This is a genomic window from Pseudomonas sp. MWU349, from assembly GCF_017947325.1.
Classification (GTDB): Bacteria; Pseudomonadota; Gammaproteobacteria; order Pseudomonadales; family Pseudomonadaceae; genus Aquipseudomonas; species Aquipseudomonas protegens.
Map to the genome: position 1 here is coordinate 15,038 of NZ_JAFEVP010000001.1, position 25,154 is coordinate 40,191.

Annotated in this window: 22 protein-coding genes and 1 pseudogene; 13 read left to right on the forward strand and 10 right to left on the reverse strand. The window is 66.4% G+C overall.

Annotated elements, in window-relative coordinates; all coding sequences use genetic code 11:
• Positions 1-25: 25 nt before the first annotated feature.
• Both KCG88_RS00060 and KCG88_RS00065 read right to left on the reverse strand, forming a co-directional pair.
• On the reverse strand, positions 26-1,516 hold the full coding sequence (locus KCG88_RS00060) for an aldehyde dehydrogenase family protein (protein WP_047288074.1): 1,491 nt from the start codon (positions 1,514-1,516) through the stop codon (positions 26-28).
• A 200-nt stretch (positions 1,517-1,716) separates the two neighbouring features.
• Positions 1,717-2,295: a DUF4337 domain-containing protein gene (locus tag KCG88_RS00065; RefSeq protein ID WP_210712118.1), complete on the reverse strand. Its 579-nt coding sequence runs from the start codon at positions 2,293-2,295 to the stop codon at positions 1,717-1,719.
• A 235-nt stretch (positions 2,296-2,530) separates the two neighbouring features.
• Here KCG88_RS00065 and KCG88_RS00070 point away from each other — a divergent pair, with 235 nt between their 5' ends.
• The 3 genes from KCG88_RS00070 to KCG88_RS00080 are packed head-to-tail and all read left to right on the forward strand — an operon-like array spanning position 2,531 to position 6,697.
• On the forward strand, positions 2,531-4,009 hold the full coding sequence (locus KCG88_RS00070) for a TolC family protein (protein ID WP_210711441.1): 1,479 nt from the start codon (positions 2,531-2,533) through the stop codon (positions 4,007-4,009).
• Complete coding sequence (locus tag KCG88_RS00075) at positions 4,006-5,115, forward strand: HlyD family secretion protein (RefSeq protein ID WP_047288072.1); 1,110 nt, start codon at positions 4,006-4,008, stop codon at positions 5,113-5,115. Before KCG88_RS00070 ends, KCG88_RS00075 begins: the two co-directional genes overlap by 4 nt.
• Positions 5,108-6,697 (forward strand): DHA2 family efflux MFS transporter permease subunit, encoded by a 1,590-nt coding sequence (locus tag KCG88_RS00080; RefSeq protein WP_047337414.1) that lies wholly within the window; start codon positions 5,108-5,110, stop codon positions 6,695-6,697. Before KCG88_RS00075 ends, KCG88_RS00080 begins: the two co-directional genes overlap by 8 nt.
• A gap of 4 nt (positions 6,698-6,701) precedes the next feature.
• On the opposite strand, the gene KCG88_RS00085 is transcribed toward KCG88_RS00080, so the two are convergent.
• Positions 6,702-7,532: a helix-turn-helix transcriptional regulator gene (locus KCG88_RS00085; RefSeq protein WP_210711442.1), complete on the reverse strand. Its 831-nt coding sequence runs from the start codon at positions 7,530-7,532 to the stop codon at positions 6,702-6,704.
• Between the two features lie 275 nt (positions 7,533-7,807).
• Between KCG88_RS00085 and KCG88_RS00090 the strand changes: the two genes are divergently transcribed.
• Positions 7,808-9,523 carry a 2-isopropylmalate synthase gene (locus KCG88_RS00090; protein ID WP_210711443.1) on the forward strand — a complete coding sequence of 572 codons (1,716 nt, stop codon included), beginning with the start codon at positions 7,808-7,810 and terminating at the stop codon, positions 9,521-9,523.
• Positions 9,524-9,911: 388 nt separating this feature from the next.
• Here the strand turns inward: KCG88_RS00090 and KCG88_RS00095 are convergent, their stop codons facing one another.
• Both KCG88_RS00095 and KCG88_RS00100 read right to left on the reverse strand, forming a co-directional pair.
• Positions 9,912-10,577: an HAD-IA family hydrolase gene (locus KCG88_RS00095; protein WP_047288068.1), complete on the reverse strand. Its 666-nt coding sequence runs from the start codon at positions 10,575-10,577 to the stop codon at positions 9,912-9,914.
• Positions 10,578-10,678: 101 nt separating this feature from the next.
• Positions 10,679-12,334 (reverse strand): WG repeat-containing protein, encoded by a 1,656-nt coding sequence (locus tag KCG88_RS00100; RefSeq protein WP_210711444.1) that lies wholly within the window; start codon positions 12,332-12,334, stop codon positions 10,679-10,681.
• A gap of 411 nt (positions 12,335-12,745) precedes the next feature.
• Here KCG88_RS00100 and peaA point away from each other — a divergent pair, with 411 nt between their 5' ends.
• The 4 genes from peaA to peaD all read left to right on the forward strand — a co-directional run bounded on the left by peaA (position 12,746) and on the right by peaD (position 17,306).
• A complete protein-coding gene (peaA, locus tag KCG88_RS00105; RefSeq protein WP_210711445.1) occupies positions 12,746-14,326 on the forward strand; it encodes a quinohemoprotein amine dehydrogenase subunit alpha in 1,581 nt (526 codons plus the stop codon).
• A 79-nt stretch (positions 14,327-14,405) separates the two neighbouring features.
• The gene (peaB, locus tag KCG88_RS00110) at positions 14,406-15,839 is read left to right on the forward strand and encodes a quinohemoprotein amine dehydrogenase maturation protein (protein ID WP_210711446.1); all 1,434 of its coding nucleotides are present in this window, start codon (positions 14,406-14,408) and stop codon (positions 15,837-15,839) included.
• A gap of 1 nt (position 15,840) precedes the next feature.
• Positions 15,841-16,164: a quinohemoprotein amine dehydrogenase subunit gamma gene (gene qhpC / locus KCG88_RS00115; RefSeq protein WP_011062399.1), complete on the forward strand. Its 324-nt coding sequence runs from the start codon at positions 15,841-15,843 to the stop codon at positions 16,162-16,164.
• Between the two features lie 23 nt (positions 16,165-16,187).
• Positions 16,188-17,306 carry a quinohemoprotein amine dehydrogenase subunit beta gene (peaD, locus tag KCG88_RS00120; RefSeq protein WP_210711447.1) on the forward strand — a complete coding sequence of 373 codons (1,119 nt, stop codon included), beginning with the start codon at positions 16,188-16,190 and terminating at the stop codon, positions 17,304-17,306.
• A 102-nt stretch (positions 17,307-17,408) separates the two neighbouring features.
• Here peaD and KCG88_RS00125 read toward each other — a convergent pair whose 3' ends face one another.
• The 3 genes and pseudogenes from KCG88_RS00125 to KCG88_RS00130 form a co-directional block, all read right to left on the reverse strand.
• Positions 17,409-17,807 carry a lysozyme inhibitor LprI family protein gene (locus tag KCG88_RS00125; protein WP_047337382.1) on the reverse strand — a complete coding sequence of 133 codons (399 nt, stop codon included), beginning with the start codon at positions 17,805-17,807 and terminating at the stop codon, positions 17,409-17,411.
• A 34-nt stretch (positions 17,808-17,841) separates the two neighbouring features.
• Positions 17,842-18,291 (reverse strand): GFA family protein, encoded by a 450-nt coding sequence (locus KCG88_RS30835; protein WP_338390785.1) that lies wholly within the window; start codon positions 18,289-18,291, stop codon positions 17,842-17,844.
• Between the two features lie 51 nt (positions 18,292-18,342).
• Positions 18,343-19,164 (reverse strand): annotated as a pseudogene (locus tag KCG88_RS00130) (ADP-ribosylglycohydrolase family protein); the annotation flags it as partial.
• A gap of 133 nt (positions 19,165-19,297) precedes the next feature.
• Here KCG88_RS00130 and KCG88_RS00135 point away from each other — a divergent pair.
• Together KCG88_RS00135 and KCG88_RS00140 are read left to right on the forward strand one after the other, a co-directional pair.
• Positions 19,298-19,756: an SRPBCC family protein gene (locus KCG88_RS00135; RefSeq protein ID WP_047288061.1), complete on the forward strand. Its 459-nt coding sequence runs from the start codon at positions 19,298-19,300 to the stop codon at positions 19,754-19,756.
• 78 nt (positions 19,757-19,834) lie between these two features.
• Entirely contained in the window at positions 19,835-20,638 is an 804-nt protein-coding gene (locus KCG88_RS00140; RefSeq protein WP_210711449.1) for an aminoglycoside phosphotransferase family protein, read from the forward strand.
• 334 nt (positions 20,639-20,972) lie between these two features.
• On the opposite strand, the gene KCG88_RS00145 is transcribed toward KCG88_RS00140, so the two are convergent.
• A complete protein-coding gene (locus KCG88_RS00145; protein WP_210711450.1) occupies positions 20,973-22,298 on the reverse strand; it encodes a PLP-dependent aminotransferase family protein in 1,326 nt (441 codons plus the stop codon).
• Between the two features lie 87 nt (positions 22,299-22,385).
• Between KCG88_RS00145 and KCG88_RS00150 the strand changes: the two genes are divergently transcribed.
• Together KCG88_RS00150 and KCG88_RS00155 are read left to right on the forward strand one after the other, a co-directional pair.
• Positions 22,386-23,018 carry a LysE family translocator gene (locus KCG88_RS00150; RefSeq protein ID WP_210711451.1) on the forward strand — a complete coding sequence of 211 codons (633 nt, stop codon included), beginning with the start codon at positions 22,386-22,388 and terminating at the stop codon, positions 23,016-23,018.
• A gap of 24 nt (positions 23,019-23,042) precedes the next feature.
• Positions 23,043-23,387: an antibiotic biosynthesis monooxygenase gene (locus KCG88_RS00155; protein WP_011062391.1), complete on the forward strand. Its 345-nt coding sequence runs from the start codon at positions 23,043-23,045 to the stop codon at positions 23,385-23,387.
• Positions 23,388-23,391: 4 nt separating this feature from the next.
• Here KCG88_RS00155 and inhA read toward each other — a convergent pair whose 3' ends face one another.
• Complete coding sequence (gene inhA / locus KCG88_RS00160) at positions 23,392-24,078, reverse strand: isonitrile hydratase (protein ID WP_210711452.1); 687 nt, start codon at positions 24,076-24,078, stop codon at positions 23,392-23,394.
• A 92-nt stretch (positions 24,079-24,170) separates the two neighbouring features.
• Between inhA and KCG88_RS00165 the strand changes: the two genes are divergently transcribed.
• On the forward strand, positions 24,171-25,154 hold the full coding sequence (locus KCG88_RS00165; protein WP_210711453.1) for a helix-turn-helix domain-containing protein: 984 nt from the start codon (positions 24,171-24,173) through the stop codon (positions 25,152-25,154).

The window sequence follows — 25,154 nt, forward strand, 5'->3', positions numbered from 1 at the left end:
GTGGGGCGGTTGGCGCGGGGGCGGATCAGAGCTTGATCAGCACTGATTTCAACTCGGTGTAGTGCTCGATGGCCGCGTGGCCCATTTCCCGGCCAAGCCCGGACATCTTGTAGCCGCCAAACGGCAGCGCCGGGTCCAGGGCACTGTGGCAGTTGACCCACACCGAACCGGACTTGATCCGCGGAATCATCCGGTGCACCGCCGCCAGGTCGTTGGACCAGATGCTCGCGCCCAGGCCGTAGGGGCTGTCGTTGGCCATGCGCAGGGCGTCGGCCTCATCGTCGAAAGGAATGGCCACCAGTACCGGGCCGAAGATCTCTTCCTGCACCAGCGAATGCTTCTGGTCCACATCCACTATCACCGTCGGCTTGACGAAATACCCCGGGCCGAACTGTTCGCCGCCGCAGGCGATGGTGGCGCCGCTTTCGCGGCCCGTCTCGATGTAGCGATAGACCCGCTCCTGCTGGCGCGCGGAAATCAGCGGGCCCATCTCGACGCTGGCGTCCAGGCCATTGCCCAGCTTCATGGCATTGGCGATGCCGGCGATGTCGGCTACCACCTGGTCGAAATGCTTGCGCTGCACATACAGCCGGGAACCGGCGCAGCACACCTGGCCCTGGTTGAAGAAGATCGCGCTGGCAGCCCCGGCCGCGGCGCTGGCCAGATCGGCGTCGGCCATGACGATGGTTGGCGACTTGCCCCCCAGTTCCAGGGTCACCCGGGTCATGGAGTCCATGGCGATCTTGCCGATTTCCTTGCCCACGGCGGTGGAGCCGGTGAAGGTCAGCTTGTCCACCAGGGGGTTGCGGGTCAGGGCGCTGCCGGCGGTGATGCCGGTGCCGGTGACCACGTTGAACACGCCGTCGGGGTAGCCGGCTTCCTGCACCAGTTCGGCCAGTTTCAGGGCGCTGAGCGGGGTTTCGTCCGCCGGCTTGAGCACCAGGGTGCAACCGGTGGCCAGGGCCGGGCCGAGTTTCCAACAGGCCAGCAGCAGCGGGAAGTTCCAGGCGACGATGGCGCCGACCACGCCCACGGCTTCGCGGCGGATAAAACTGTGGAACTGATCGTCGGGCATCAGCGGCAGCGAGACCTCGACGCTTGAACCCTCGATCTTGGTCGCCCAGCCGGCCATGTAGCGCAAGAAATCGATGGACAGTTGCACGTCCATGGCCTGGGCCACGGCGGCGCTCTTGCCGTTGTTCAGGCATTCCAGCTGGGCCAGCAGTTCGGCGTCGCGCTGCATCAGGTCGGCGAGTTTCCACAGCAGGTTCTGCCGCTCCCGGGGGCGGGTGCGGGTCCAGGGCGAATCGTCGAAGGCCTGGCGTGCGGCGAGCACTGCGCGGTCCACATCGTCCACCGTGGCCCGGGGCACCAGGCACAGTTGTTCGCCGGTGGCGGGGTTGCGCAGGGGCATGGTCTGGCCGTCGCCGGCCTCGGTCCAGTGGGCACCGATCAGCATGCGCGGGGCGCGCTGGATAAAGGCCGTGGTAGCGGCGAGCAGTGGGGCAATAGCCATGGCGAAGCCTCTTGTTGTAGGTGAGGCCGGGGCTTTCGCAATGGCTGTGCCAGTTCCACCCAGGCGCCGCGGCCCCGCTATGGCGGGGCCTGGGGCGCAGCACCGGGGCTTGCGCGGCGGCAGTTTTTCGCAAACTGCGACAGCCCGGTGAGATTCAAGAGACGCATCGGCTGGCAGGTTCCGGGGGCCGGCAGGGGGCTCTAGATGTGCAGCCAGGCCAGGGTGCCCAGCAGCACGCTGCCGCCGGCCGCGCCGTAGGCGAGCTTCTTCAGCCATTCCTTGCGGGTCAGCAGGGTGATGGCCGCCATCGAGATGGCGATCTGAATCGCCATCATCGCCTGGGCCCAGCGATGGTGCTGGTGCAGCGCGGCTTCCGATTGCTCGTCCCAGTCCCGGGCCTCGGCTTCCAGGGCCTCGGCCTTGAGGCGCACCGCTTCCTTTTCCTTCTGGTAGCGCTGGGCTTCGATGCCGTAGTGCGCGGCATCGACTCCGGGAATGTGGGTTGCCAGCTCCGCCAGGTTCTGCCGGCTGGACTTGGCCTGGTAGTAGTTCCACTGGTTGGCGGCTTCGGTCTTTTTCATCGCGGCGTTGTTCTTGTCCATCGCCGCCAGGCTCTCCGAGGAGCCGGCCTGATAGCTCAGGAGTGCGCCCAGGGTGGCCATGATCGCCGTCATCACCGCGATCTTGCTGGCGAAGCGGTCACTGCGGGCGTGGGCATGTTCACTCACGTGTTCCAAGTGCTTTTCGTGGGGGCTGGGCACATCGAATTCTTCGGTCATGGCGATCCGATCGGCAGGGTGGGGGTGTTTCAAATTGTATCCATGGCCGCTGGCGGCAGCAGGGCCAGTGTGAGTTCGTTCAGCTGGCCGACAGCCTGGAGCTGTGGGCCCAGGCCGGAAGGGCCGCGCTCGGGATCAAGGTTGACCATTTCGCGATAATCAAAAAGAAGTTCTCGTTAGACGGTCGCAAGCTGGCCTTTCTAAAGTAGGCGCTTCGAATCCGTGAGTACTTCCCATGCCCATTTACCCGAGGCCTGCATGGGCCCTGTGCGCCCTGCTGGCCGGTTGCACCCTGGGGCCGGAACGGCCACCCGGCAGCACTGTGCCCCTGCCCGTGAGCCACCTGGACGCAGTGGCCGAGCAGGGGCTCGACCAGTGGTGGCAGCTCTACCGTGACCCTGGGCTCAATGCCGCGGTACAGGAAGCCCTGAGCCAGAACCGCGACTTGCGGATGGCCGCGGCCAACCTGTTGCAGGCCCGGGCGCTGCTGCGCGAAACCGATACCCTGCGCCAGCCTTCCACCCAGGTGACGGCCCGGGCCGGCTACGGCAGTACCGCCGACGACCAGATGGAAGCCGCTTTGCAGGACAGCCAGCACATCCGCACCGGCAGCCGCTATGGGGTCGGCCTGGATGTGCAGTGGGAGGCCGACCTGTTCGGCCGCCTGCACAGTCTGGCCGATGCCGCCCGGGCCGATGCCGAGGCGGCCCGGGCCGCCGAAGATGGGCTGCGGGTGGTGGTGGCGGCGGAAACCACCCGTGCCTGGTTGCAGGCCTGCAGCTACGGCCAACGCCTGCAGGTGGCGGGCGAGTCCCTGGCGCTGGTGGAGCAGGGCCGCACCCTGAGCGCCCGGTTGTATCAGGCCGGCGCCGCGGTGAGCCTGGATGTGGTGCGCGCCGAAGGCCTGGTGGGCCAGGTGCAGGCCAGCCTGCCGCCGCTGCAGGCCGGACGGCAACGGGCCCTGGCCGAACTGGCCGTCTTGCTGGGGCGCCCACCGGGTGATGCACCGGCGGCGGCCCAGGCTTGTCGCCAGGCCCCGACCCTGGGGGCGCCCATGCCCCAGAGCGATGCCCTGGCCATGTTGCGTCGGCGCCCCGACGTGAGCGAGGCCGAGCGCCGGCTGGCGGCGGCCACGGCGCGCATCGGCGTGGCCCGGGCCGACCTCTATCCAAGGGTCAGCCTGGGGGCCGGGGTCTTCACGTCGGCGCACCACCCCTCGGGTTTCGATGACCGTGATGCCTCGGTCTGGCAACTGGGGCCGCTGTTGTCCTGGAGTTTGCCCAACCTCAATGCCGCCCGCGCCCGCATCGCCCAGGCCAGTGCCGGCGAAAGCGCGGCCCTGGCAGATTTCGACCGCAGCATCCTGGCGGCCCTGAAGGAGCAGCAACAGGCCCTGAGCGCCTACCAGGCCGCGTTGCAGCGCCAGCAAGCCCTGCACCTGGCAGCCGAACGTGACCACCAGGCCTTGCGCCTGGCCGGGCTAGCCAGGGCCGCCGGTGCCTCCACGGCCCTGGACTACCTCGATGCCCAGCGCACCGATGTACGCACCCGGGCCGCGGCAGCGCAGGCCGATGCCGCTGTCATCGATACCCAGGTGCTGGTGTTCAAGGCCCTGGGCGGCGGCTGGCGCAGCGCGCCGCCGATTGTCCTGCCGCAGCCGAGCCGGGCTGCGGCCAACCCTTTCCCGCGAACCCCCAACGAGCCTTTGCAATGACCCAGCCCCCTGTTCCCGCTTCCCCGGCGCAAGCCGTCACCCGCCGTCGCTTACTCGGTTATGCCGGGCTGGCGCTGGTGTTGCTGTTGATTCTGGCCTGGGGCCTGCGCTGGTGGTTCAACGGGCGTTTCCTGGTGGAGACCGACGATGCCTACCTGCGCTCGGACATCGTCACCATCGCGCCCCGGGTCGCCGGCTATCTGGTGGCGGTCGAGGTCCGGGACAACCAGCCGCTCAAGGCGGGCGACCTGCTGGCGCGGATCGACGACAGCGACTACCGGGCCCGGGTCGAACAGGCCGAGGCAGCGCTGCGCGAGGCCCAGGCCGAACAGCGTGCCGGGCAGGCGCGGCTGGCCAATCTGGCCGCCCGCCAGCAACAGCAGCAGAGCCTGATCGCCGAAGCCCAGGCCCGAGTCGGCGCCGCCGAGGCCGAGGCACAGCGGGCCGGCCAGGAAGGGCGGCGGCAGCAACACCTGGCCAGCCAGCAAGTCAGCAGCGTGCAGCAACTGGAAAACGCCGCCGCCCTGGCGCGTCAGGCCGAGGCCGCCCTGGGCGCGGCCCGCGCCAGCCTGGCCGCGCGGCGCCAGCAGGTACAGGTGCTCGATACCGAACAGCAAAGCGCCCGGGCGCAACTGGACAAGCTCGAAGCGGGCGTGGCCCGGGTCACGGCCCAGCGGCAACTGGCCCGCATCGATCTGGCTCGCACCTTGATCCGCAGCCCGGTGGACGGTATCGCCGGCCAGCGGCGCCTGCGCCTGGGGCAGTACGTCGAAGTCGGTGCGCCGCTGTTGGCGGTGGTGCCTGAGGACGCCTATGTGGTGGCCAACTACAAGGAAACCCAGGTCGACGGCATGCGGCCCGGGCAAGCGGCGCGGGTCGAGGTCGACGCCCTGGGCGGCCATGTGCTGGAGGGACGGGTGGAGAGTTTCGCCCCGGCTTCCGGCGCCGAATTCGCCCTGCTGCCGGCGGACAACGCCACCGGCAACTTCACCAAGATCGTGCAGCGCATACCGGTGCGCATCCGCCTCGATCCGGGGCAGCCGCGACAGGCGCAGCTGCGCCCCGGGATGTCGGTGGTGGTGACCGTGGACACCCGTCATGACTAGTGCCCAGGCCCTATCGGAAGGCACCGGCGAGGCCGCCGCACAGGCAATCTCCCTGCGCACCTGGGTGGCGGTGCTGGGCAGCGTGGTGGGCTGCTTCATGGCCGGGATGAACGTGCACGTGACCAACGCTTCATTGCCGGACGTGCGCGGTTCTCTGGGCGCCACCTTCGAGGAGGGCTCGTGGATCACCACCGCCTACCTGGTGGCGGAGATCATCATCATTCCCATGACCGGCTGGCTGGTCTCGGTGTTTTCCATGCGCAGGGTACTGATGGTAGGCACCGCCGGTTTCGTGCTGTTTTCGATCGCCTGTTCCCTGGCGCCGAACATCCACAGCCTGATCTTCGCCCGGGTGCTGCAAGGGGCCTTTGGTGGGGTGCTGATTCCCCTGTCGTTCCAGCTGATTGTCACCGAGCTGCCGGCGGCCCGGCACCCCATGGGCATGGCCCTGTTCGCCGTGGCCAACAATGTCGCCCAGGCCGCGGGACCGTCCCTGGGCGGCTGGCTCACCGATGCCTATTCGTGGCGCTGGATCTTCTACCTGCAAGTGCCGCCGGGGCTGTTGCTGCTGGCGGCCATCGGCTGGTCGGTGCGGCCCCAGCCCATGGTCCTGGCAAAGTTGCGCCAGGGTGACTGGGGCGGTATCGCCAGCATGGCCGTGGGCCTCTCGGCGTTGCAGATCATGCTGGAGGAGGGTGGCCGTTACGACTGGTTCGCCTCAAGCTTCATCAGCCATTGCGCGATCCTGGCCACGGTCGGCCTGCTGGCCTTCGTGGCCATCGAACTGCGTCGCGAGCAGCCGTTGATCAACCTGCGCCTGCTGGGTCGCTACAACTTCGGCATTGCCAGCCTGATGCAATTCACCTTCGGTGCGGTGGTGTTCGGCGTGGTGTTCCTGGTGCCCAACTACTTTGCCCAGATCCACGGCTACAACGCCCGGCAGATCGGCCTGATGATGATTCCCTACGGCCTGATCCAGTTCGTCATGTCGTTCGCCACCCCGCGGCTGATGCGCTGGACCAGCGCCCGCACCATCATCATTGCCGGGTTCGCCATCACTGGCATCGGCTGCCTGATGAACATCCACCTCAACCCCGATGCCTCGGTGAACGTCATCGTGCCCTCGCTGGTGGTGCGCGGTATCGGCCAGTCGCTGGTGGTGGTGGCGCTGGGGGTGATGGCGGTCCAGGGGCTGGAAAAGGACCAGGTGGGCTCGGCCTCCGGGCTGTTCTCCATGGTGCGTAACGTCGGCGGGGCCATCGGTATCGCGCTGTCCAGCCAGATCGTGGTGGAGCGCGAGAAACTCCACGCCCAGCGCATTGGCGAATCCGTCAGCCTCTTCGCCCAGGCCACCCAGGAGCGCCTGGTGGAAGTGGTGCGCCTGCTGGCCCAGGCACCGGTGGAGTACGCAACGGCCCTGCATTCGGCGGCGCTGGCGCCCCTGCGCCAGCAAGCCCTGGGCATGGTGGACAAGGTGCTGCACCGCGACGCCCTGCTGCTGGCCTACAGCGATGCCTTCTTGCTGGCGGGGCTGGCCATGCTGTTGTGCGTGGTGGCCGGTGTGCTGCTGCGCCGGGCCTGAGCCCTCAGCGGTAGAACTCCGAAGGCGGCGTGCCGAACTGGCGCTTGAAGGCGGCGGCGAAGGCGCTCTGGCTGTCGTAGCCGTGCTGCAGCGCCACTTGCACCACCGGCATGCCCTCGGCCAGGCACTCCAGGGACATCAGCAACCGCGCCTGCTGGCGCCAACGGCCAAAGGTGATGCCGGTGTGGCGCTGGAACTGGCGATGGAAGGTCTTGGCGCTCATGGCCAGGCAGTCGCCCCATTGTTCGGCGGTGCGGTTGTCCGAAGGGTCGTCCGCCAGCGCCTGGCACACCCGCAGCATGCGCGGCTCATGGGGCCAGGGCAGGCTGAACGGCAGCACCGGCAGCGAGCGCATCTCATCGAGGATCAGGCGCATCAGGCGGCCGTCGCGGCTGTCCGGCGCATACTGCGTGCCGACCTGGGCGGCGGCCAGGATCAGCTCGCGCAGCAACGGCGAGACCTCGATCACGCAGTCATGCTCGGGCAGGCCGGCAATGGCATCGACATTGATGAACAGGCTGCGCATGCGCACCGCGCCGCGCATGCGTACCCGGTGCTCGACGCCGGCCTGCAACCACACCCCGCGGCTGGGCGGCACCACCCAGTGGCCGGACTCGGTGTCGATCACCAGCACGCCCTCGATGGCATAGGCCAGCTGCGAGCGTGGATGGCTGTGGGCAGGTATTTCATGGCCGTTGGGGTAATCCACGGCGATGCTGGTAACCGGCATGGACAGGCAGTCGATGGACGAGACAACAAGCAGATCGGACATGCAGCGCAGCGCCTCCGTCCTGGAAGGGATCATGGGGCGCTTATCATAGGTGAAAATGTCCATTTTGCGATAATCAAAGGGCGTTTAGTGCATTACATTCAGAAGATCGCTACCTAGACTACAGATCACTCCTTGCCCGCCGACGGTTGCAACCGCCCATGAACCCCCTGTTCCTGACCCTGCTACTAGCGCTACCCCTGCCTTACGGCCGGGGTCTGCCGGTGCTGCCAGGAACCTGGCACCCAGGCTGATCTCCCCCAGACTCCGGCCTCGAAGCGCTTTCCATGATGAAAGCAGGGGAGATCCATCGCGTTCTCCATTGTGCTTTCGAGGTCAGTATGCTCGCCCATCCCCATACCAAATACCGTCCCTTTGCCCCCGTGGACCTGGCCTCGCGCCAGTGGCCGTCACGTACCATCACCCAGGCTCCGATCTGGCTGTCCACCGACCTGCGCGATGGCAACCAGGCGCTGTTCGAGCCGATGAACCGCGAGCGCAAGCTGCGCCTGTTCGAGGAACTGGTGCGCCTGGGGTTCAAGGAAATCGAAGTAGGCTTTCCCGCCGCCTCGCGCACCGATTTCGAGGTGGTCCGCGAGCTTGTGGAGCAGCAGCGGATTCCCGCCGATGTCACGCCCATGGTGATGACCCAGCTGCGCGAGGACCTGATCCGCGAAACCGTACGCAGCGTGCAAGGCGCGCGCCGGGTCATCGTCCACCTGTACAACGCCATCGCCCCGGTCTGGCGGCGCGTGGTCTTCGGGCTTTCGGTGGACGAGGTCGAGTCCCTGGTAGAGCGCCATGTCAGGCTGTTGCGCGAGTTGACCGACCAGCATCCGGAAACCGAATGGGTGTTGCAGTATTCCCCCGAAACCTTCTGCATGGCGGAGCTCGAGGTGTCTCTGCGCATGTGCAACACCGCGATCCGTACCTGGGACGCCGGCCCCGGGCGCCCGATCATCATCAACCTGCCGACCACCGTCGAGGTGGCCACCGCCAACGTCTTTGCCGACCAGGTCGAGTGGATGCACAGGCGCCTGGAGCGCCGCGACCACGTCACGCTGTCAGTGCACCCGCACAACGACCGGGGCACCGGCGTGGCCTGCGCCGAACAGGCGCTGCTGGCGGGCGCCCAGCGGGTGGAGGGTTGCCTGTTCGGCAATGGCGAGCGCAGTGGCAACCTGGATCTGGTGACCCTGGCCTTGAATCTCTATACCCAGGGCATCAGCCCCGGGCTGGACTTCTCCGATATCGCGGCGGTGGCCCGGGTCGCCGAGGAATGCACGGCGCTGCCGATCCATCCGCGCCATCCCTATGTCGGCGACCTGGTGTTCACCGCCTTTTCCGGCTCGCACCAGGATGCCATCGCCAAGGGCTTTGCCGCCCAGGCGGCCGACGGTTTCTGGGAGGTGCCCTACCTGCCCATCGATCCGCAGGACCTGGGGCGGACCTACGACAGCATCGTGCGGGTCAACAGCCAGTCCGGCAAAGGCGGGATCGCTTTCCTGCTGCAGCGTGACCACGGCATCGTCATGCCCCGGCGCATGCAGATCGAGTTCAGCGCCATTGTGCAGAAGCTGGCGGATGCCAGTGACGCCGAGTTAAGCAGCGACGCTTTATGGGAGGTGTTCCAGCGCACCTATCTGGCGGGCGCAGAGGGTACGGCCGGCCTGCGGTATCTCGCTCATCGGTTGTTCGATGCCCCCGAGGGGCAGGGGATCGAGCTGCGGGTCGCCACCCCCGGGAACCAGGAGGCGTGCTTGCATGGCGTGGGCAACGGACCTGTCGCGGCGGCCCTGGCCGCCCTGGGCTTGCCGCTGCGCATCGACAGTTTTGAAGAGCGCAACCTGGGGGCGGGGGCCGATGCGCAGGCGCTGGCAATCGTCGAAGCGGTGTGGCCGGGCGTTGCCGGGTCACGTTTTGGCGCCGGCTGTCACGCCAATATCGTCACCGCGTCGGTGCAGGCCGTGATCAATGCCGCGGCGCGGTTTTATCCCGAGCAGGCGCCGGCATTCGTCCCCACCCAGGCATCGCTTGCGGAGCGGGCGGCTCCCTGAGTGACCCGCACCAGCAGTCGGCGCCCCAGGGGGCCGACCGCTGGAGCCCGGGCAAAAAAAAGCCCGCTGTAGCGCGGGCCAAATGGGATTCGTTAAGGAGTGATTGGCAATATAAGGGCGGCGAGGTGAAAGCACCGTGAAAAAAAAGTCGTGCAGGGATAAACCTCCGGCATCTTTGCCCAAGTCGTAGGGTGTTTTCGGATATGTCCGATATTACTGCCCCAGGAGCCCGCGTATATTCCCTCCTGCTCGCCCAGCCAAAGGGGGTACTTCGGTCTGGATGCCACTGCCGAAGTGATGGGCGAGCACCTTTTTCCCTCCTGCCGTTTCTTTCTCCCTGGCTGTTTCCTTCCCGCTTGGCCTGGCCCATATCCTCACCCCATTCCCTTCAGGGCAGATCGAGCCGACGCCGGATCTCGGCCCACAGTTGCGGGTCGTCGAAGTCGTTGATCACGCGGTGGGCGCCAGCATCCAGCAAGGTTTGCGGGCGCTGGCTGGTGGCCAGGCCGAACGTGCAGATACCGGCTTTTACCGCGGCTGTCAGCCCGGGTACCGAGTCTTCGAAGGCCAGGGCCTGGTCGGCGGTGGCCTGCAGGCATTCCAGGCCGCTCAAGTAGGGCAGGGGATCGGGCTTGGCCCGAGGCAACTCCTCGGCCACCAGCACCGTCTGAAAGCGCTGCCGCAGGCCCAGCACTTCGAGCATGTGCTCGGCATTGGCCCGGGGCGCGTTGGTGACCACGCACACGCCGATGCCGTGCTCCTGGGCAAAATCCAGCAGGCGCAGCAGGCCGGGCATGGGCGTCAGTTGCGGGGAGAGTTGGCGAAAGCGCACTTCCTTGCGCTCGGCAAAGGCTTCATGTTCCGCCACGCTGCGCTCGGGGAACAGGTAGCGGCACATGTTGGCGTTGGCCTGGCCGCTGACATGGGCTTCGAATTCTTCCTGGGTGAAGGTCCGGCCCTCCTCTTCCAGCAGCAGTTGCTGCAGGGCCAGCAGGTGCAGGGCGTCGGTGTCGGTCAGGGTGCCATCAAGGTCGAAGAGCAGAGCATTGAGCATGGGACAGTTCCTGTCGGGCCCCATCCGGGCCGGTTGGCTGAATCGATCAAGCCCGCATCCTAGCAGGCTTGATCCCAACCGTGACCGGTTCGCTCGGGGCCTCAGCCCTGTGCGTTGTCGCCTTCGCCCTGGTCTTCCACTTCGTCAGGCTGCGGGCAGTAGTCCTGGGGGTTGGCCGGCCACAGCACCTGGTCATGGCCGTCGTGCACCTGTTCGGCGCCGCAATCGACCTGGCTGACCTGGAAGCTCGGAGTGCCGTCCAGGCGATACAGGGCCTTGAGGCTGCGGGACTGGTCGTCGCCCATGCCTTCCACGGCATAGCCGAAGATGGCGCCGCGGGTTTCGTCCACCACCAGTTCCTGCCACTTGCCGGGGATCAACCGCTTGCCCTTGAGGTCGTACAGCGCCGAGGTGGCCAGGGCCGAGGTGTCGTCGGTGGCCAGCAGGTAGTGGCCGCTGTTGTCCAGGCGGATGTCCACGTACTGGCCCGGCTCCAGCAGCACCTTGCCGCTGGCGTCCATCAGGCCCACGGTACGCACCTGGGTGGCCTGGCCGAACAGGGTGGCCTGCTTGGTCGGGCTGTTGGCGGTGCTGAAGACGAACAGGTCGGCATTGATTGCGCCGATCTGGGCGTAGGTGGGCTTGAACAGCTCCACGCCCTTGTCCACATCGAAGATGCCGAAGGTGGCGCTGAACACGTTCTGCAGCACCGCGACCTGGTTCAGCCCCGGTACCTGCCGGAACATTCCCAGGGGGCTGAAGCCGGCCGGGTCCGCCGAGTCATAGACCGGTTGCACCGTCCAACGGCCCTGGCGGTCGATCAGCCCGGCCTTGCCGGAGCTGCCGTCGGCGTTCTTGGCGGTGACCAGCGCGCCCTGCTTGCCGAATACCTGGCAGGTGCCGAACTGGGCCTGGATCACGGTCTTGCCCTGGAAATCCATGTAGCCGCAGGGGCTGTCGTATTTTTCCCGGAAGGCCACCAGGCCGTCACCCGGTTCGCCCATCCAGTTGTAGGTGGCGGCGCTGATCAACTGGGCCTGGGCATCGGCCAGGGCCTTGCCCTGTTCGGTGCCGACCACCAGATGCTGGTTGGCAAAGTAGTCGATGCTGTCGAAGTCGATCTTCTTCTGCTCGCCGGTCTTGAGGTTCAGCGCCCACTTGTCGTTGCCGCGCTCGGCGATCATCCACCAGCCGCGCTTGGCGAAGTCATCGCGAACCACGCTGCTGTCATACAGGGCCTCGGTCACCACCTCGCCCTTGGCGCTGAGAATGCCGCGCTTGCCGCCGATCTCGTAGACGATGAAGTCGTCGTTGCCGCCCACGTACAGATCGTCGAAGCGCGGTGGCTGAATCTGTTTGCCGCTCTGGTCGATGATGCCCAGCTTGCCGTCCTGGCCGAAGCCGAAGTAGCCCGGGGTCAGCAGCCGCAGGTCGTCGGTGAAGGCGGCCTTGAGGGTCTGCTTGCCATCGGCGCTGCTGAGGTTCCAGGTACCGTCCTTGGCGAACAGGAAGGTCTTGTCCAGGGGCAGGGCGACCACGGCGTCGTAGTCATTGTCGGCGCTGACCAGCACCTTGCCGTCCTGGTCCAGCACCGCACATTCGCCATTGGCGCAGATTGGCATGACCATGGCCGCCGGCGCGGGGGCCGCAGCGACGGCTGCAGTCTTGGGACTGGTTTCTTCCTTGCATCCGACCAGGGTCAGAGCAGACAACGAGAGGATCAGCGAGCCGAGACGGGCACAGGCGCTTCTATCCATGAACTTCAGGTTCCTTGTAATAGAGGGGGGCGGCACACCCCATGGGATGGGGCAGGCAAAGCGGGGGTGATTCTGCGGGGCCGCCGGATAAATGCAAGATCCAATTGCAAAGAAAACCAGCGGTACAGCCTGGTTGCCGGCCTTGAGAACTGTTCTGGCGCTGGCTAATCGCTGTCTCAGACTGAGACGTTTGTCGCGAAATTGAACGTCGGGTAACACCTGGCAGCCTGCCAGGGCCCGGTGTCTTCGCCCAAGTCATTGATTCCGGGTTTTTTTATAAGCTGGCACGCTCCGTGTATTGCATACCAACAGACGTTTCTCTTGCCTCCATGACCGGGCGTGCCGGGCATGGCAGAAACCATAAAAACGACTCGCTAAAAATAAGAAAGCACCGTGGGAGGTTTGACGTTGATGAAGAGAAGACTGCGCCTGAGGCTCAGTGCCAGCCTGCTGGCCATTGCCACCTGTACCGCCTTGCATGCCCCTTCGAGTTTCGCCGCGCGGGATGCGCAGAGCATCCTCAAGGAAACCTGCCAGGGTTGCCACACTCCCGAGGCCGGGGAAGCCCTGAGCCGCATCAGCCACCAGCGCAAGACCCCGGAAGGCTGGCTGATGAGCATTGCCCGCATGCAGACCATGCACGGGCTGCAAATCAGCGACGACGACCGCCGCACCCTGGTCAAGTACCTGGCCGATACCCAGGGCCTGGCGCCCAGCGAGACCGACGGCGTGCGCTACGCCCTGGAGCGACGGCTGAACACCGTCGAGCATTTCGACGAACAGACCACCCAGATGTGCGCCCGCTGCCACTCCGGCGCGCGGATCGCCCTGCAACGCCGGCCGGCCCAGGAATGGGAGCGGCTGGTGAATTTCCACCTTGGGCAATGGCCATCCCTGGAGTACCAGGCGCTGTCCCGGGACCGGGAATGGCTGCCCACCGCCCTCAAGGAAATGGTGCCGCTGCTGGCCAAGCGTTATCCCCTCGACAACCCCGCCTGGAAAGCCTGGCAACAGGCCCGCCCGCAAGCGGCGGCGCTGGCAGGGGACTGGAGCTTCAGCGGCCACCTGCCGGGCAAGGGCGAACTGGCCGGGGTGATGAGCGTCAGCGCCGGCGAGGGCGATCAGTTCAAGCTCAGCGTCAAGGGCCAGTACGCCGATGGCAGCCCGTTCAATGGCCAGGGCAGCGCGATCCTCTACAACGGCTATGAATGGCGCGGCAACGTCACCGTGGATGGCGTGGTCATGCGCCAGGTGCTGGCGGCACAGGGCAATGCACTGCAAGGGCGGATGTTCGAGGCCGAGCATGACGAGCGCGGCCTGGACTTCATCGCCGCCAAACAGGGCAGCCAGCGACTGTTGGCGGTACAGCCGGGTTACCTGAAGGCCGGGGAGGAGGCCGAGGTGACCCTGGTGGGCGCGGGCCTTGCGGGCACTCCGAGCTTCGGCAAAGGAGTGGAGGTCGTGCAGGTGCTGGAGCAGAGCCCCGAACGCATCCGCCTCAAGCTCAAGGCGGCGGCCAGCGCCCAGCCGGGGCTGCGGGAGGTCAGCGTCGGCAGCCTCAAGGGCGCGACGCTGGCGGTGTACCAGCGCATCGCCGAGGTCAAGGTGGTACCGGCATTTGCCGTGGCGCGGATCGGTGACGGCGGCGGTTCGACGCCCAAGGTCCAGGGCCGCTTCGATGCCGAAGCCTGGGGCAAGGGGGCCGACGGCAAGGCCTACCGCATCGGCGTGATGCCGGCGCAGTGGAAGGTCGAGGCCTTCGACGCCCAGGCGGCCAAGGATGAAGACGTCAAGTACGCCGGCAGCATGCAGGCCGACAGCGGCGTGTTCACCCCTGGCGACGCCGGGCCCAATCCGCAGCGCAAGATGTCCACCAACAACGCCGGCAACCTCAAGGTGATCGCCGCCGTGGATGACGCGGGCAAGGCCCTGACCGGCGAAGGCCAGCTGATCGTCACCGTGCAACGCTGGAACAATCCACCCATTCCCTGAGGGGCGTCGAGCGATACCGACAGACACTTTCAGGCAATGACCGCAGGCCCCGAACGCGGGGTTTGCACAGGAGGTTGTAATGGGCGCAATTCTGAATCTGGTGGAGCGCAACCTGCATGAAGTGCAGGTGGACGCCGACCGCATGCTGTTCCATATCCCCAGCAGTTCGCTGTTTGCCAGCGATGCCTTGACCGGCAGCATCATCGATGCGCTGCGCGGCCCGGGCTGTACCCCGGAAGACTTGATCCAGCGTCTGGCCGGCGCCTATGACGGTGCCGACGTCAGCGACACCCTGCGCGAGCTGATGGCCCTGGAACTGGTCAGCGACGGCTCGCCCCTGACCCCGGAAATCGGCGTCAAACGGGTCGAACGCACGGCGATCAATACCGTGGTGCTCAACGTCAATACCGGCTGCAACCTGAGCTGCACCTACTGCTACAAGGAAGACCTGGACAAGCCCTCGGCGGGCAAGAAGATGGGCCTGGACACGGCCATCGCCTCGGTGGAAATGCTGCTGCAGGAATCCCCCGACGAGGAGCGCTACACCGTGGTGTTCTTCGGCGGCGAACCCTTGAGCAACCGGCCGCTGATCGAGGCCATGGTGGACTACTGCGAACAGCGCTTTGCCGCTGCCGGCAAGTTCGTCGAGTTCGTCATGACCACCAACGCCACCCTGCTCACCGAGGAGGTGGTGGACTACCTCAATGCCCACCGCTTCGGGCTTTCGGTGAGCATCGACGGGCCCAAGACCGTGCACGACCGCAACCGCATCACCGTGGGCGGGCAGGGCACCTATGACGTGGTGCGGCGCAAGGCGCAGATGCTTCTGGAACGCTACGACAGCCGGCCGGTGGGGGCCCGGGTGACCCTGACCACCGGCGTCACCGACCTTGAGACCATCTGGGATCACCTGTTCAACGAGCTGGGGTTCGCCGAGGTGGGGTTCGCCCCGGTGACCTCGGGGGACATCAGCAGCTTCAACCTCAGCAGCGAGGAGCTGATCGAAGTCTTCGCCAGCATGAAGCGCCTGGGCCGGCGTTACCTGGCGGCGGCGCTGGAGCATCGCAATATCGGCTTCTCCAACCTGCACCAGCTGATCACCGATATCCACGAGGGCCACAAGAAGGCGCTGCCCTGCGGCGCCGGGCTGAAGATGCTGGCGGTGGACCACAAGGGCGAGCTGAACCTGTGCCATCGCTTCACCGGCTCATCCCTGCCGACCTTCGGCAATGTGCATGACGGTGGGGTCAAGCAGATGGAGCTCAACGACTTCCTGTCCCAGCGCCTGGACCGCACCAACACCGGCTGCGACAGCTGCCGCATCCGCAACCTGTGTTCCGGCGGCTGCTACCACGAGAGCTATGCCCGCTACGGCGACCCGGCGCATCCGACTTATCACTATTGCGAACTGATGCGTGACTGGGTGGATTTCGGCATCGAAGTCTACAGCCGGATCATGGCTCACAACCCTGCGTTCATCAGCAGCTACATCACTCCGCGCAAGGCTCACTGACATGAAACATCTCAAGCCGATCAACAACAAAGCTCAGAAACTGACCGAGGCCGCGGCCCAGGATCGTATCGAAGAAGTGCTGGCGATGAACTCCGTGGCCGGCTGCGCCTCGACCACCGACCCGGGCTGGGAAATCGATGCCTTTGGCGGCGTCTCGTCGCTGTGCCAGCCGATGGAGGCCGACCTCTACGGCTGCTCCGACCCTTGCTGGTGGCCGGCCCAGGTGCCGGACATGATGAGCACCTACCCCGACTGGAACAAGGACGCCCAGGCCTCCAACGACAACTGGCGCAACCTCGGCACCGTCTTCCCCAAAGACAAGTAACCGGACAGCACAAGGATTCCAGCATGCGAGCTATCACAGTGTGCGGCCTGGCCGCCGGCGCGGTTCTCAGCGCCTGTTCTTTCACCGCCCTGGCCGACGAGGGCCTGGCCCTCAACAGCGGTCACGAGTACATGGTGACCACCAATTACCCCAACAACCTGCACGTTCTCGATCTGGCCACCGACAGCCTGTACAAGACCTGCAAGATGCCCGACGCCTTCGGCCCCGGCACCGTGCAACTGTCGCCGGACCGCAAGATCGCCTACGTGCTGAACAACCACTATGCGGACGTCTACGGCGTCGAGCTCGACAGCTGCAAGCAGGTGTTCCACGCCAGCATTACCCAGCACCCGGGGGAGAAGGCGCGCTCGATGTTCGCCTTCACCGTCAGCCACGACGGCAAGGAGCTGTACACCGTGGCCAACCCGACCCTGTTGCTCAATGACCGCTATGAGGTCAAGGAGCCGCGGCTGGATGTCTACGCCACCGATGCGGGGCTCGACGCCAAGCCGCTGCGCAGTTTTCCCGCGCCGCGCCAACTGACCATCATGCAGAGTGGCGACGACGGCACCCTGTATGTGGCCGGGCCGGACCTGTACAAGGTCGACGTCAAGACCGGCAAGTTCGAGGTACTGATCCCCAGCCGCCACTGGAAACGCCCCAACTACAGCGCGCCGGACGTGCTCTACGTGTGGAACCAGCAGACCTTCCGCCATGACTTCTCGCTGCTCTACACCGCGGCGAAGTTCAAGGACAAGAAGCAGGACCCGGCTACCGCCGAGCCATTGTACGGGCTGTTCAGCGTCGATCTTGCGACCGGCAAGACCGAGACCACCGACTTCGGCCCGCTGACCGAGATCTACTTCAGCGGCATGCGCTCGCCCACGGACCCCAACCTGATGTTCGGCGTGCTCAACCGCCTGGCCAAATACGATATCAAGCAGAAGAAGCTGCTCCAGGCCGCGACCCTGGAACATTCCTACTACTGCATCTCGTTCAACCGGGCCGGGACCAAGATCTACCTGGCGGGGACCTTCAACGACGTGGCGATCTTCGATGTCCAGAGCATGAAGCAGATCGGCAAGATCACCCTGCCGGGCGGCGACATGGCCATCACCACGGCGCAGGTCTTCGTTCGCTGACCCCGCCCCCAGCCCCCGGCTCCTGTAGGAGCCGGCTTGCCGGCGAACAGGCCGGCAAGCCGTGCAGCGCCCTCACCGACGCCTTCGCGGGCAAGCCCGCTCCTACCGTGCGGGGACCGGGCAGCTCAAATCGCCTTCCTCGCACTGCAGGTACTGTTTGAAACTCTCCACGCGGGTCTTGGTCAAGGCCGTGAGGCAGTTGCTGTAGGCCACCGGGTACAGGCTGCCACCTTCCACGCCCGAGGTGGAAAAACTGCACTCGGCATCGCGGAACGCCACCCAGGCGCGCTGGGCGCTGACCAGCCGCGTTTTGCTGTGTGGCTGGTCTTTCAGGCGCTGGTTGATCTGTTGGTAGAGGGCGTTCAGTTCCTTGTCCGCGGCCTTTTGCTGGACGTTGGCGCACAGGTTCATGTCGGTCTGGGTGGTGCTGTTGCACTCATAGGCCTGGGCCAATGGAACAAGCAGCAGTGGCGCGAGGGCCAGCAACAGGATCGGACGCATGGAAAGTCTCGCAATCGGTCAATGAGAAAAAAGTCTAGCCGCGGCTGGGTTGCCACTCGGGCCAGCGTTGCAGCGCTTCGTCGGCCAGCCAGGGCACATCGTGGGAGGTCCAGATATGCACCTGTGGCGTCTGCCCCGGATCATCGTCCAGGGTCGCCACCCGCAGGATTACGTGGGGCTGCCCCGGGCGCTCCGCCATCAGGTGAGAACCGCAGACCGAGCAGAAGTGCCGCAGCTTGCCCGGGGACGATTCGTAGGTGCTCAGGCGTTCCTGGCCCTGGGTCCACTGGAAGTGTTCGCGCATGACTCCGGCGGTCGAGGCAAAGGCCGCGGCGTGGGCCTTGCGGCAGGTCTGGCAATGGCAGTGGCCGATGGGCATGTCCAGGCGTTCGACCCGGTATTGCACCGCCTTGCATAGGCAACTGCCATGCAGCGGCCGGGCAGGCGCGCGACGCCGGGCGGCGGCCAGCAGGTCGTCGGCCATGGCCTGGATCTCCTCGCCCATGTGCAGCTTGGCCAGCCAGTGCGGCGGTATGCCCTGGGCCCCGTAGAAGGCTCCGGCCAACTGGCCGACGATGGCGGCGGTGGTGTCGGCATCGTCCCCCAGGTTGGCGGCGGCCAGCACTGCTTCGGCATAGTTGTCGCTGTGCTGGAAGCACCAGAGCGCGGCTTCCAGGGAGTCGACGCAATAACCGTTGCCGCGAATCTGGTCGCGGGTTTTATCCAGGTAATTGCCCTGGGCCAGGGCCGCGACCTTGCTCTGGCGAAAGCCCTGGGCGTCGAGCCGTTGCAGTTGCTGCTTGCTGGCACCGTCCAGGGCCTTGGCGATCAGCCCGGCCAACAGCTGGCAGCATTCGATGGCTTCGGCGGCGCCGTGGGTGGTACGCGAACTGGCCCCGGCAAACTCGCGCACCTGGGCCAGGTCGGGGTAATGGAACAGCACCACCGGCGCCAGGCGCATCAGCGAGCCATTGCCGGCGGTCTGCGGGTCGCTGGAACCCGCCAAGGGCTGGCCGTGTTCCTGATAGTCGGCCAGGGCCTGGCGCACCGTCATGCCGATATCGAAGCATTCGCCGGTGGCGCTCAGGTAGCCCCATTGCCACCAGTTGAGGTAGCGGCCCATCTGGTCGGCGGGGTCGAAACCGTCCTTGCGCAGCAGGCTTTCCCCCAGGCACAGGGCCATGGAGGTGTCGTCGGTCCACTGTCCGGCCTTGAGGTTGAACGGGCCGCCGCCCAAGAGATCGGTGACCGGGGGGAAACTGCCCCGTGGCTTGAATTCCACACTGGTGCCCAGGGCATCGCCACAGGCCAGGCCCAGCAGGCTGCCACGGTAACGGTCGGTGAGGGTGAGGGGCATGGCAGGTCCTTTGCAGAGGTATTGGCGCCGGCGACAGTAGCATTTTTCATGCTGGGCAATCAGTGGGGCCTTCGGCCAGATAAAGGTTGCGCTCGATTCAGAGAGGTCTAGTGTTCATCACTGGAGGTGGCCCATGAATTCTTCAGATCGCATCGAACGCAAGATCCTGCTCAAGGCCGACCCGGCCCAGGTCTGGCAGGCGCTGAGCGAGGCCGAACGCTTCGGCCGCTGGTTTGGCGTGGCCCTGGCCGGCCAGCAGTTCATACCCGGCCAGCGGGCCCGGGGCGCGGTGACCTACCCAGGCTATGAGCACCTGACCTGGGATGTCCTGGTGGAGCAGATGCTGCCCCAGGAGCTGTTCTCCTTCCGCTGGCACCCCTACGCCATCGATCCCGCGCAGGACTATTCGGCGGAGCCCAGCACCCTGGTCCGGTTCGAACTGGAAGAGCACGCCGGTGGTACCTTGCTGCGGGTCACCGAGTCGGGCTTCGATGGCATTCCCGCCGAGCGCCGGCTCAAGGCCTTTCGCATGAACAGCCGGGGCTGGGACGAGCAGATGAGCAATATCGAGCACTACCTGCAGCAGGGTTGAAACAGGCCGTTGCAAGCGGCACGTTGCAGAGCCAGGCCTGTCGCCTGAAACTGGCCGCTTCCCGTCTGGAGCAGCCCCTTGTTCGAAACCTATATGAAACGCTGGCGCCTGACGCCCGATGGCGACCCTATCGTCACCCCGGGCAGCCGCCTGTTGCCGGTGCGTCTGCAAGACGGTGCGCCAGCCATGTTGAAGATTGCCCTGGATGAACACGAGCAGGCCGGCAACCGGCTGATGGCCTGGTGGGCCGGGGAGGGGGCGGCGCGGGTTCATGCCCAGCAAGGCGATGCCCTGCTGATGGAGCGCGCCATGGGCAAGGGGTCGCTGATGCGCATGGCCCTGGCGGGCCAGCACGATGAGGTCAGCCATATCGTCTGCGCCACCCTGCAACAGTTGCACCGGCCACGGGCACAACCGCGGCCGCCGCTGGTGTCGCTGGATCGCTGGTTTGCCGACCTGCGCGAGGCGGCGCCGCAGCAGGGCGGGTTGTTCCTGCGCTGCCTGGTCGAAGCCGAGCACCTGTTGGCCACGCCCCGGGAACCGGTGGTGCTGCATGGCGATATACACCACGACAATGTGCTGGACTTCGCCGAGCACGGCTGGCGGGTGATCGACCCCAAGCGGGTCCATGGCGAGCGCACCTTCGATTTCGCCAACCTGATCTGCAACCCGGACCTGCCCAGCGCCACCGACCCTGTGCGCTTTGCCCGCCAGGTGCAGGTGATTGCCCGGGCGGCGCAGCTGGAGCCGCGCCGGCTGGTGCAGTGGGTGCTGGCCTTCAGTGGTTTGTCCGCTGCCTGGTTTCTCCAGGACGATCATCAGCCCGGGGCGCAGCACCAGCTCAAGCTCGCGGCTTTGGCCGCCCAGGCACTGGAGGGGTGAACTAGGGGGTTGCGTAAGTGCGGTATAGCGAATTTCCTACACGCGCTGTAATTCAATGCGCCTTCTGCGCACCGGGCTTTGTGTTTAATCTTCTTTCCCACAACTGCAGCGCAGGAAGCGCTCAGGATCAGGGAAGGTCGACCATTAGCACGGATGCTGCAGACAGGAAGTCATAATGGTCTTGGAAAAAACCCGCTTCGGCGGGTTTTTTTTCGTCCGGCATTTCGTGCCTGCAGCCTGGGTGCGGTGGCCGCTTTGATACTTCACGCAGCGGAACATGAACGTGGCAGGTTCTTTTCAGCCCGACGCTAAGGGCGGGGTTCTGCAGGTGTGCTTAGCGGGTGATTTCGTTGCGGACCTTTTCCAGAGCCTGCTCCAGCAGCGCCAGGCCGATGGAGCCCAGGGCCAGGCGCAAGGCCTGGGGCACATGGGCGGTGGTGGCGAAGGGCTCGGCCGAGGTCACCGTTACCCCCTGATGCTCCAGGGCCGCCACCACGGCGTCGGCCCGCCGTCCTTCCGGCAGTTTCAGCCAGAGAAAATACGATGAGCCATAGGCCTGGTAATCGCAGCCCTTGAGCACCCTCCGGGCCAGTTGCTGGCGGCTGCGGGCATCGTTGCGCTTCTGTTCTTCCAGGCTGTCCACCAGCCCCGACTCGATCCAGCGACAGCCCAGGGTCACGGTCAGCGACGGGGTGCTCCAGGTGGATACGCGGATCGCTCGTTCCAGGGCCGGGATCATCTCCAGGGGGGCGACGATAAACCCCAGGCGCAAGCCCGAGGCGACGCTTTTCGACAGCCCGGAAATATACAGCGTGCGGTCCGGGGCCAGGGTCTGCAGCGGCGGCGGGGCCGGTTCGGCGAGGAAGGCGTAGGCGCCGTCCTCGATCAGCAGCAGGTCATGCTCGCGGGCCAGTTGCGCCAGGCGCCGGCGTTCGGCCAGGGGCATCACCGTGCCCAGGGGGTTGTGCAGGGTTGGCATGCAGTACAGCGCCCGCACCGGGCGCCGGCGGCACAGGGCCTGCAGGGCGTCGAGGTCCATCTGGCCGTTGTGCTGGGGCAGCGCTTCGAGGTCCAGGCGATGGACCTGGGCCAGGGTCTTGAGGCCGGGGTAGGTCAGGGCGTCCACTGCCAGGATGTCCCCGGGCTGGAGCAGCGCCAGCAGGCTCACCGCCAGCCCCTGCTGGGCGCCGTTGACGATCAGCACCTGCTCGGCGGCGACGCGGATCTCGCGGTTGCGCAGGTGCCGCGCCGCGGTCTGGCGCTCATGGGGGCGGCCGCCCTGGGGCGCGGAATGCAGCAGGGCATCCAAGTCGCCGGAGGCGGCTATCGCCCGCAGCCCCTCGCGCAGGCTTTCCGCCTGGCCGGGCAGGGACGGGTAGTTGAACGCCAGGTCCACCGAGGCGGCGCTGGCCGGGTGCTGTTCCAGGCCCATGCCCCGGGGCAGGCTGGTGTCGCGGACAAAGGTACCGCGCCCGGGCTCGCCCACCACCAGGCCGATGGCTTCCAGCTCGTGATACACCCGCAGCGCCGTGGCCAGCGCCACCTGCTCGCTGGCCATCAGCGCCCGCACCGTAGGTAGTTGAGTGCCTGGGCACAGCTGGCCGGCGCGGATGCGCTGGGCGAAGTGATCGACGATGGTTTTGTAGCGGGTACGGCGCATGCTCGGCCACCTTATGTATCTAGAACACTTTTTTGTTTGTATCAGACAGGCGTCCTAATCTAGCGGCTTTTGCGCAGGAACGCTCACATGCCGGACCTTTCAACCCTCTCGATCTTCCTCGGCGCCGTGCTGCTGTTGCTGCTGTCGCCGGGCCCCAACATGGCCTTTGTCATCAGCCACGGCGCAGCCTATGGCTGGCGCGGTGGGGTGGCATCGGGGCTGGGGATCGGTGCAGCGGATATCGGCCTGACCCTGCTCACGGCCACGGGCGTCACCTCCGTGGTGGCCAGCTGGCCGCCGGCGTTCGACCTGATCCGCTATGCCGGGGTTGCCTACCTGCTGTGGCTGGCCTGGAAGGCCCTGGGCCTGCGTGGGGGCCTGGACCTTGCCGATTCACCCCGGGTGCCGCTGGCCACGGTGTTTGTCCGGGCCCTGTGCAACAGCCTGCTGAACCCCAAGGCGCTGCTGTTCTTCATGGTGTTCCTGCCGCAGTTCGTGCGCCCCGAGCACGGCAGCATCGCTGTGCAACTGGTGGTCCTGGGCTTGCTGCTGACCCTGGTCAGCGGGGTCTTCCATACCAGCCTGGGGATCTTCGGCGCGGCCTTGCGCCGTGGCTTGCCCGGCAGCGATTCGCTGTTGGCCCGCTGGCAATCCTGGCTGCTGGCGGCGGTGCTGCTGGCCCTGGCCCTGCGCCTGGCGCTGCTGGCGCGTCCGCTCTGATTCATCAGCCAATGGAGTTTGCCCATGTACATCGCCGCCTTTATCTACCAGCCGGGCCAGCGCGACGAGGAGTTCCACCGCCTCAGTGCGCTGATCGACGAAATCGCCATCAGCCTGCCGGGCTTCGTCGGCGCCCAATCCTGGACCAGCGCCGACCAGGGGCTGATCAACGCCAGCTATTACTGGGAGGACGAAGCCTCGATCCAGGCCTTTGCCAGCCACCCCAGGCACATCGAAGCCAAGCGCCAGTACCGGCGCTGGTACGCCGGTTATCAGGTGGTGATTTCCAGGGTCGAGCGCACCTATGGCGATGGCGCCATCACCCAGTTGCTGGGCAATGCCCGCCAGGGGCCGGTGCGCCGTGCCTGAAGGCTCAGCCGGCTGCCAGCCGCGCGGCCGCGCGCAGGGTGATTTCCCGGCGCTTGTGCAGCGAATCCGCGGCGCGCTGGCGGGCTTGCTGCACCACGCTGGCGGGGGCGGTATCCGGGCTGCCGGCATTGAACGGTGGCGCCGGGGCGTACTCCAGTTGCAGCTGTACCCGCTGCGCGGTGGCGGCGTCGAACAGTTCGGCGGCCAGGGTCAGGGCGAAGTCGATGCCGGCGGTGATACCGCCGCCGGTCAGCAGGTTGCCGTCACGCACCACCCGCTCATGCACCGGGATCGCCCCCAGCGGCGCCAGCAGTTCGTGGTAGGCCCAGTGGGTGGTGGCGCGCTTGCCCTGGAGCAGGCCCGCGGCACCGAGCACCAGGGAGCCGGTGCACACCGAGGTCACGTAGCGCGCCCGGGCGGCCTGCTGGCGGATGAACGCCAGGGCCTGCGGGTCTTCCATCAGTGCCCCGACCCCGGTACCGCCGGGGATGCAGATCACATCCAGCGGCGGGCAGTCGGCGAAGCTTGTGGTGGCCTGCAGCATCAGCCCCGAGCTGGCCACCACCGGCCCCGGCTCCTTCCAGATCAGGTGCACCTGCACATCCGGCAGAGAGGCCAGTACGTCGTGGGGGCCGGTCAGGTCCAGTTGCTGGACCTCGGGGAACAACAGAAAACCTATCTGCACTGCCATTGCCTGTTCCTTGTGTCGATGAAGTGGACGGCTTGACTCTAGCGCTCTAGGATTTGGCGCATACGCCAACCAGCCCTCGATTTACGCCAACCATGCCCACTGCACCGAAAAACGTGTTTGTCCTGGCCTTCGCCAATGCCCAGTTGCTGGACATCAGCGGGCCGCTGCAGGTGTTCGCCTCGGCCAATGACCGGGCCCGCGGCCTGGGCCTGCCCTTGCCTTACCACCCGCGGGTGATTGCCAGCCCGGGCGGGGCGACCCTGAGCTCCTCGGGGCTGGCGCTGCTGGCCGATCCGTTGCCGCTGCCGCAAGAGCCCTGCGACACCCTGATCGTTGCCGGTGGCTGGGGTGTCTACGAGGCGGCCCGTGATCCTGAACTGGTGGCCTGGGTGGCGGCCCGGGCTGCGGCGTCACGGCGGGTGGCGTCGGTCTGCACCGGGGCCTTTCTGCTGGCCGCCAGCGGCTGGCTGGACGGGCGTCGGGTGGTCACCCACTGGACCCGCTGCGAGCAGTTGGCCGAGCAATATCCGCAACTGGAGGTGGAGGCCAATCCGATCTTCATCAACGATGGCCCGGTGTGGACCTCGGCCGGGGTCACCGCCGGCATCGACCTGGCCCTGGCCCTGGTGGAGGCCGACCTGGGGCGTGCAGTGGCGCTGGAAGTGGCGCGGCAACTGGTGGTGTTTCTCAAGCGCCCGGGGGGCCAGTCGCAGTTCAGCGTGACCTTGTCGCTGCAGAACCAGGGCGGGCGTTTCGACCGGCTGCATGCCTGGATCGCCGAGCACCTGAACCGCGAACTGACGGTGCCGGTGCTGGCCGAGCAGGCGGGAATGAGCGAGCGTAGTTTCGTCCGTCACTACCGCGCCGACACCGGCCAGACCCCGGCCCGGGCCATTGAACTGATCCGTGTGGAAAGCGCCCGGCGCCTGTTGGCCGACAGCACCCTGCCGATCAAGCGCATCGCCGCCCAGTGCGGTTTCGGCAGCGAGGAAACCCTGCGTCGCAGCGTGCTGCGGGCCCTGGGCGTGACGCCCCAGGCCTACCGCGAACGCTTCGCCAGCATTGCGCAGCCCTGA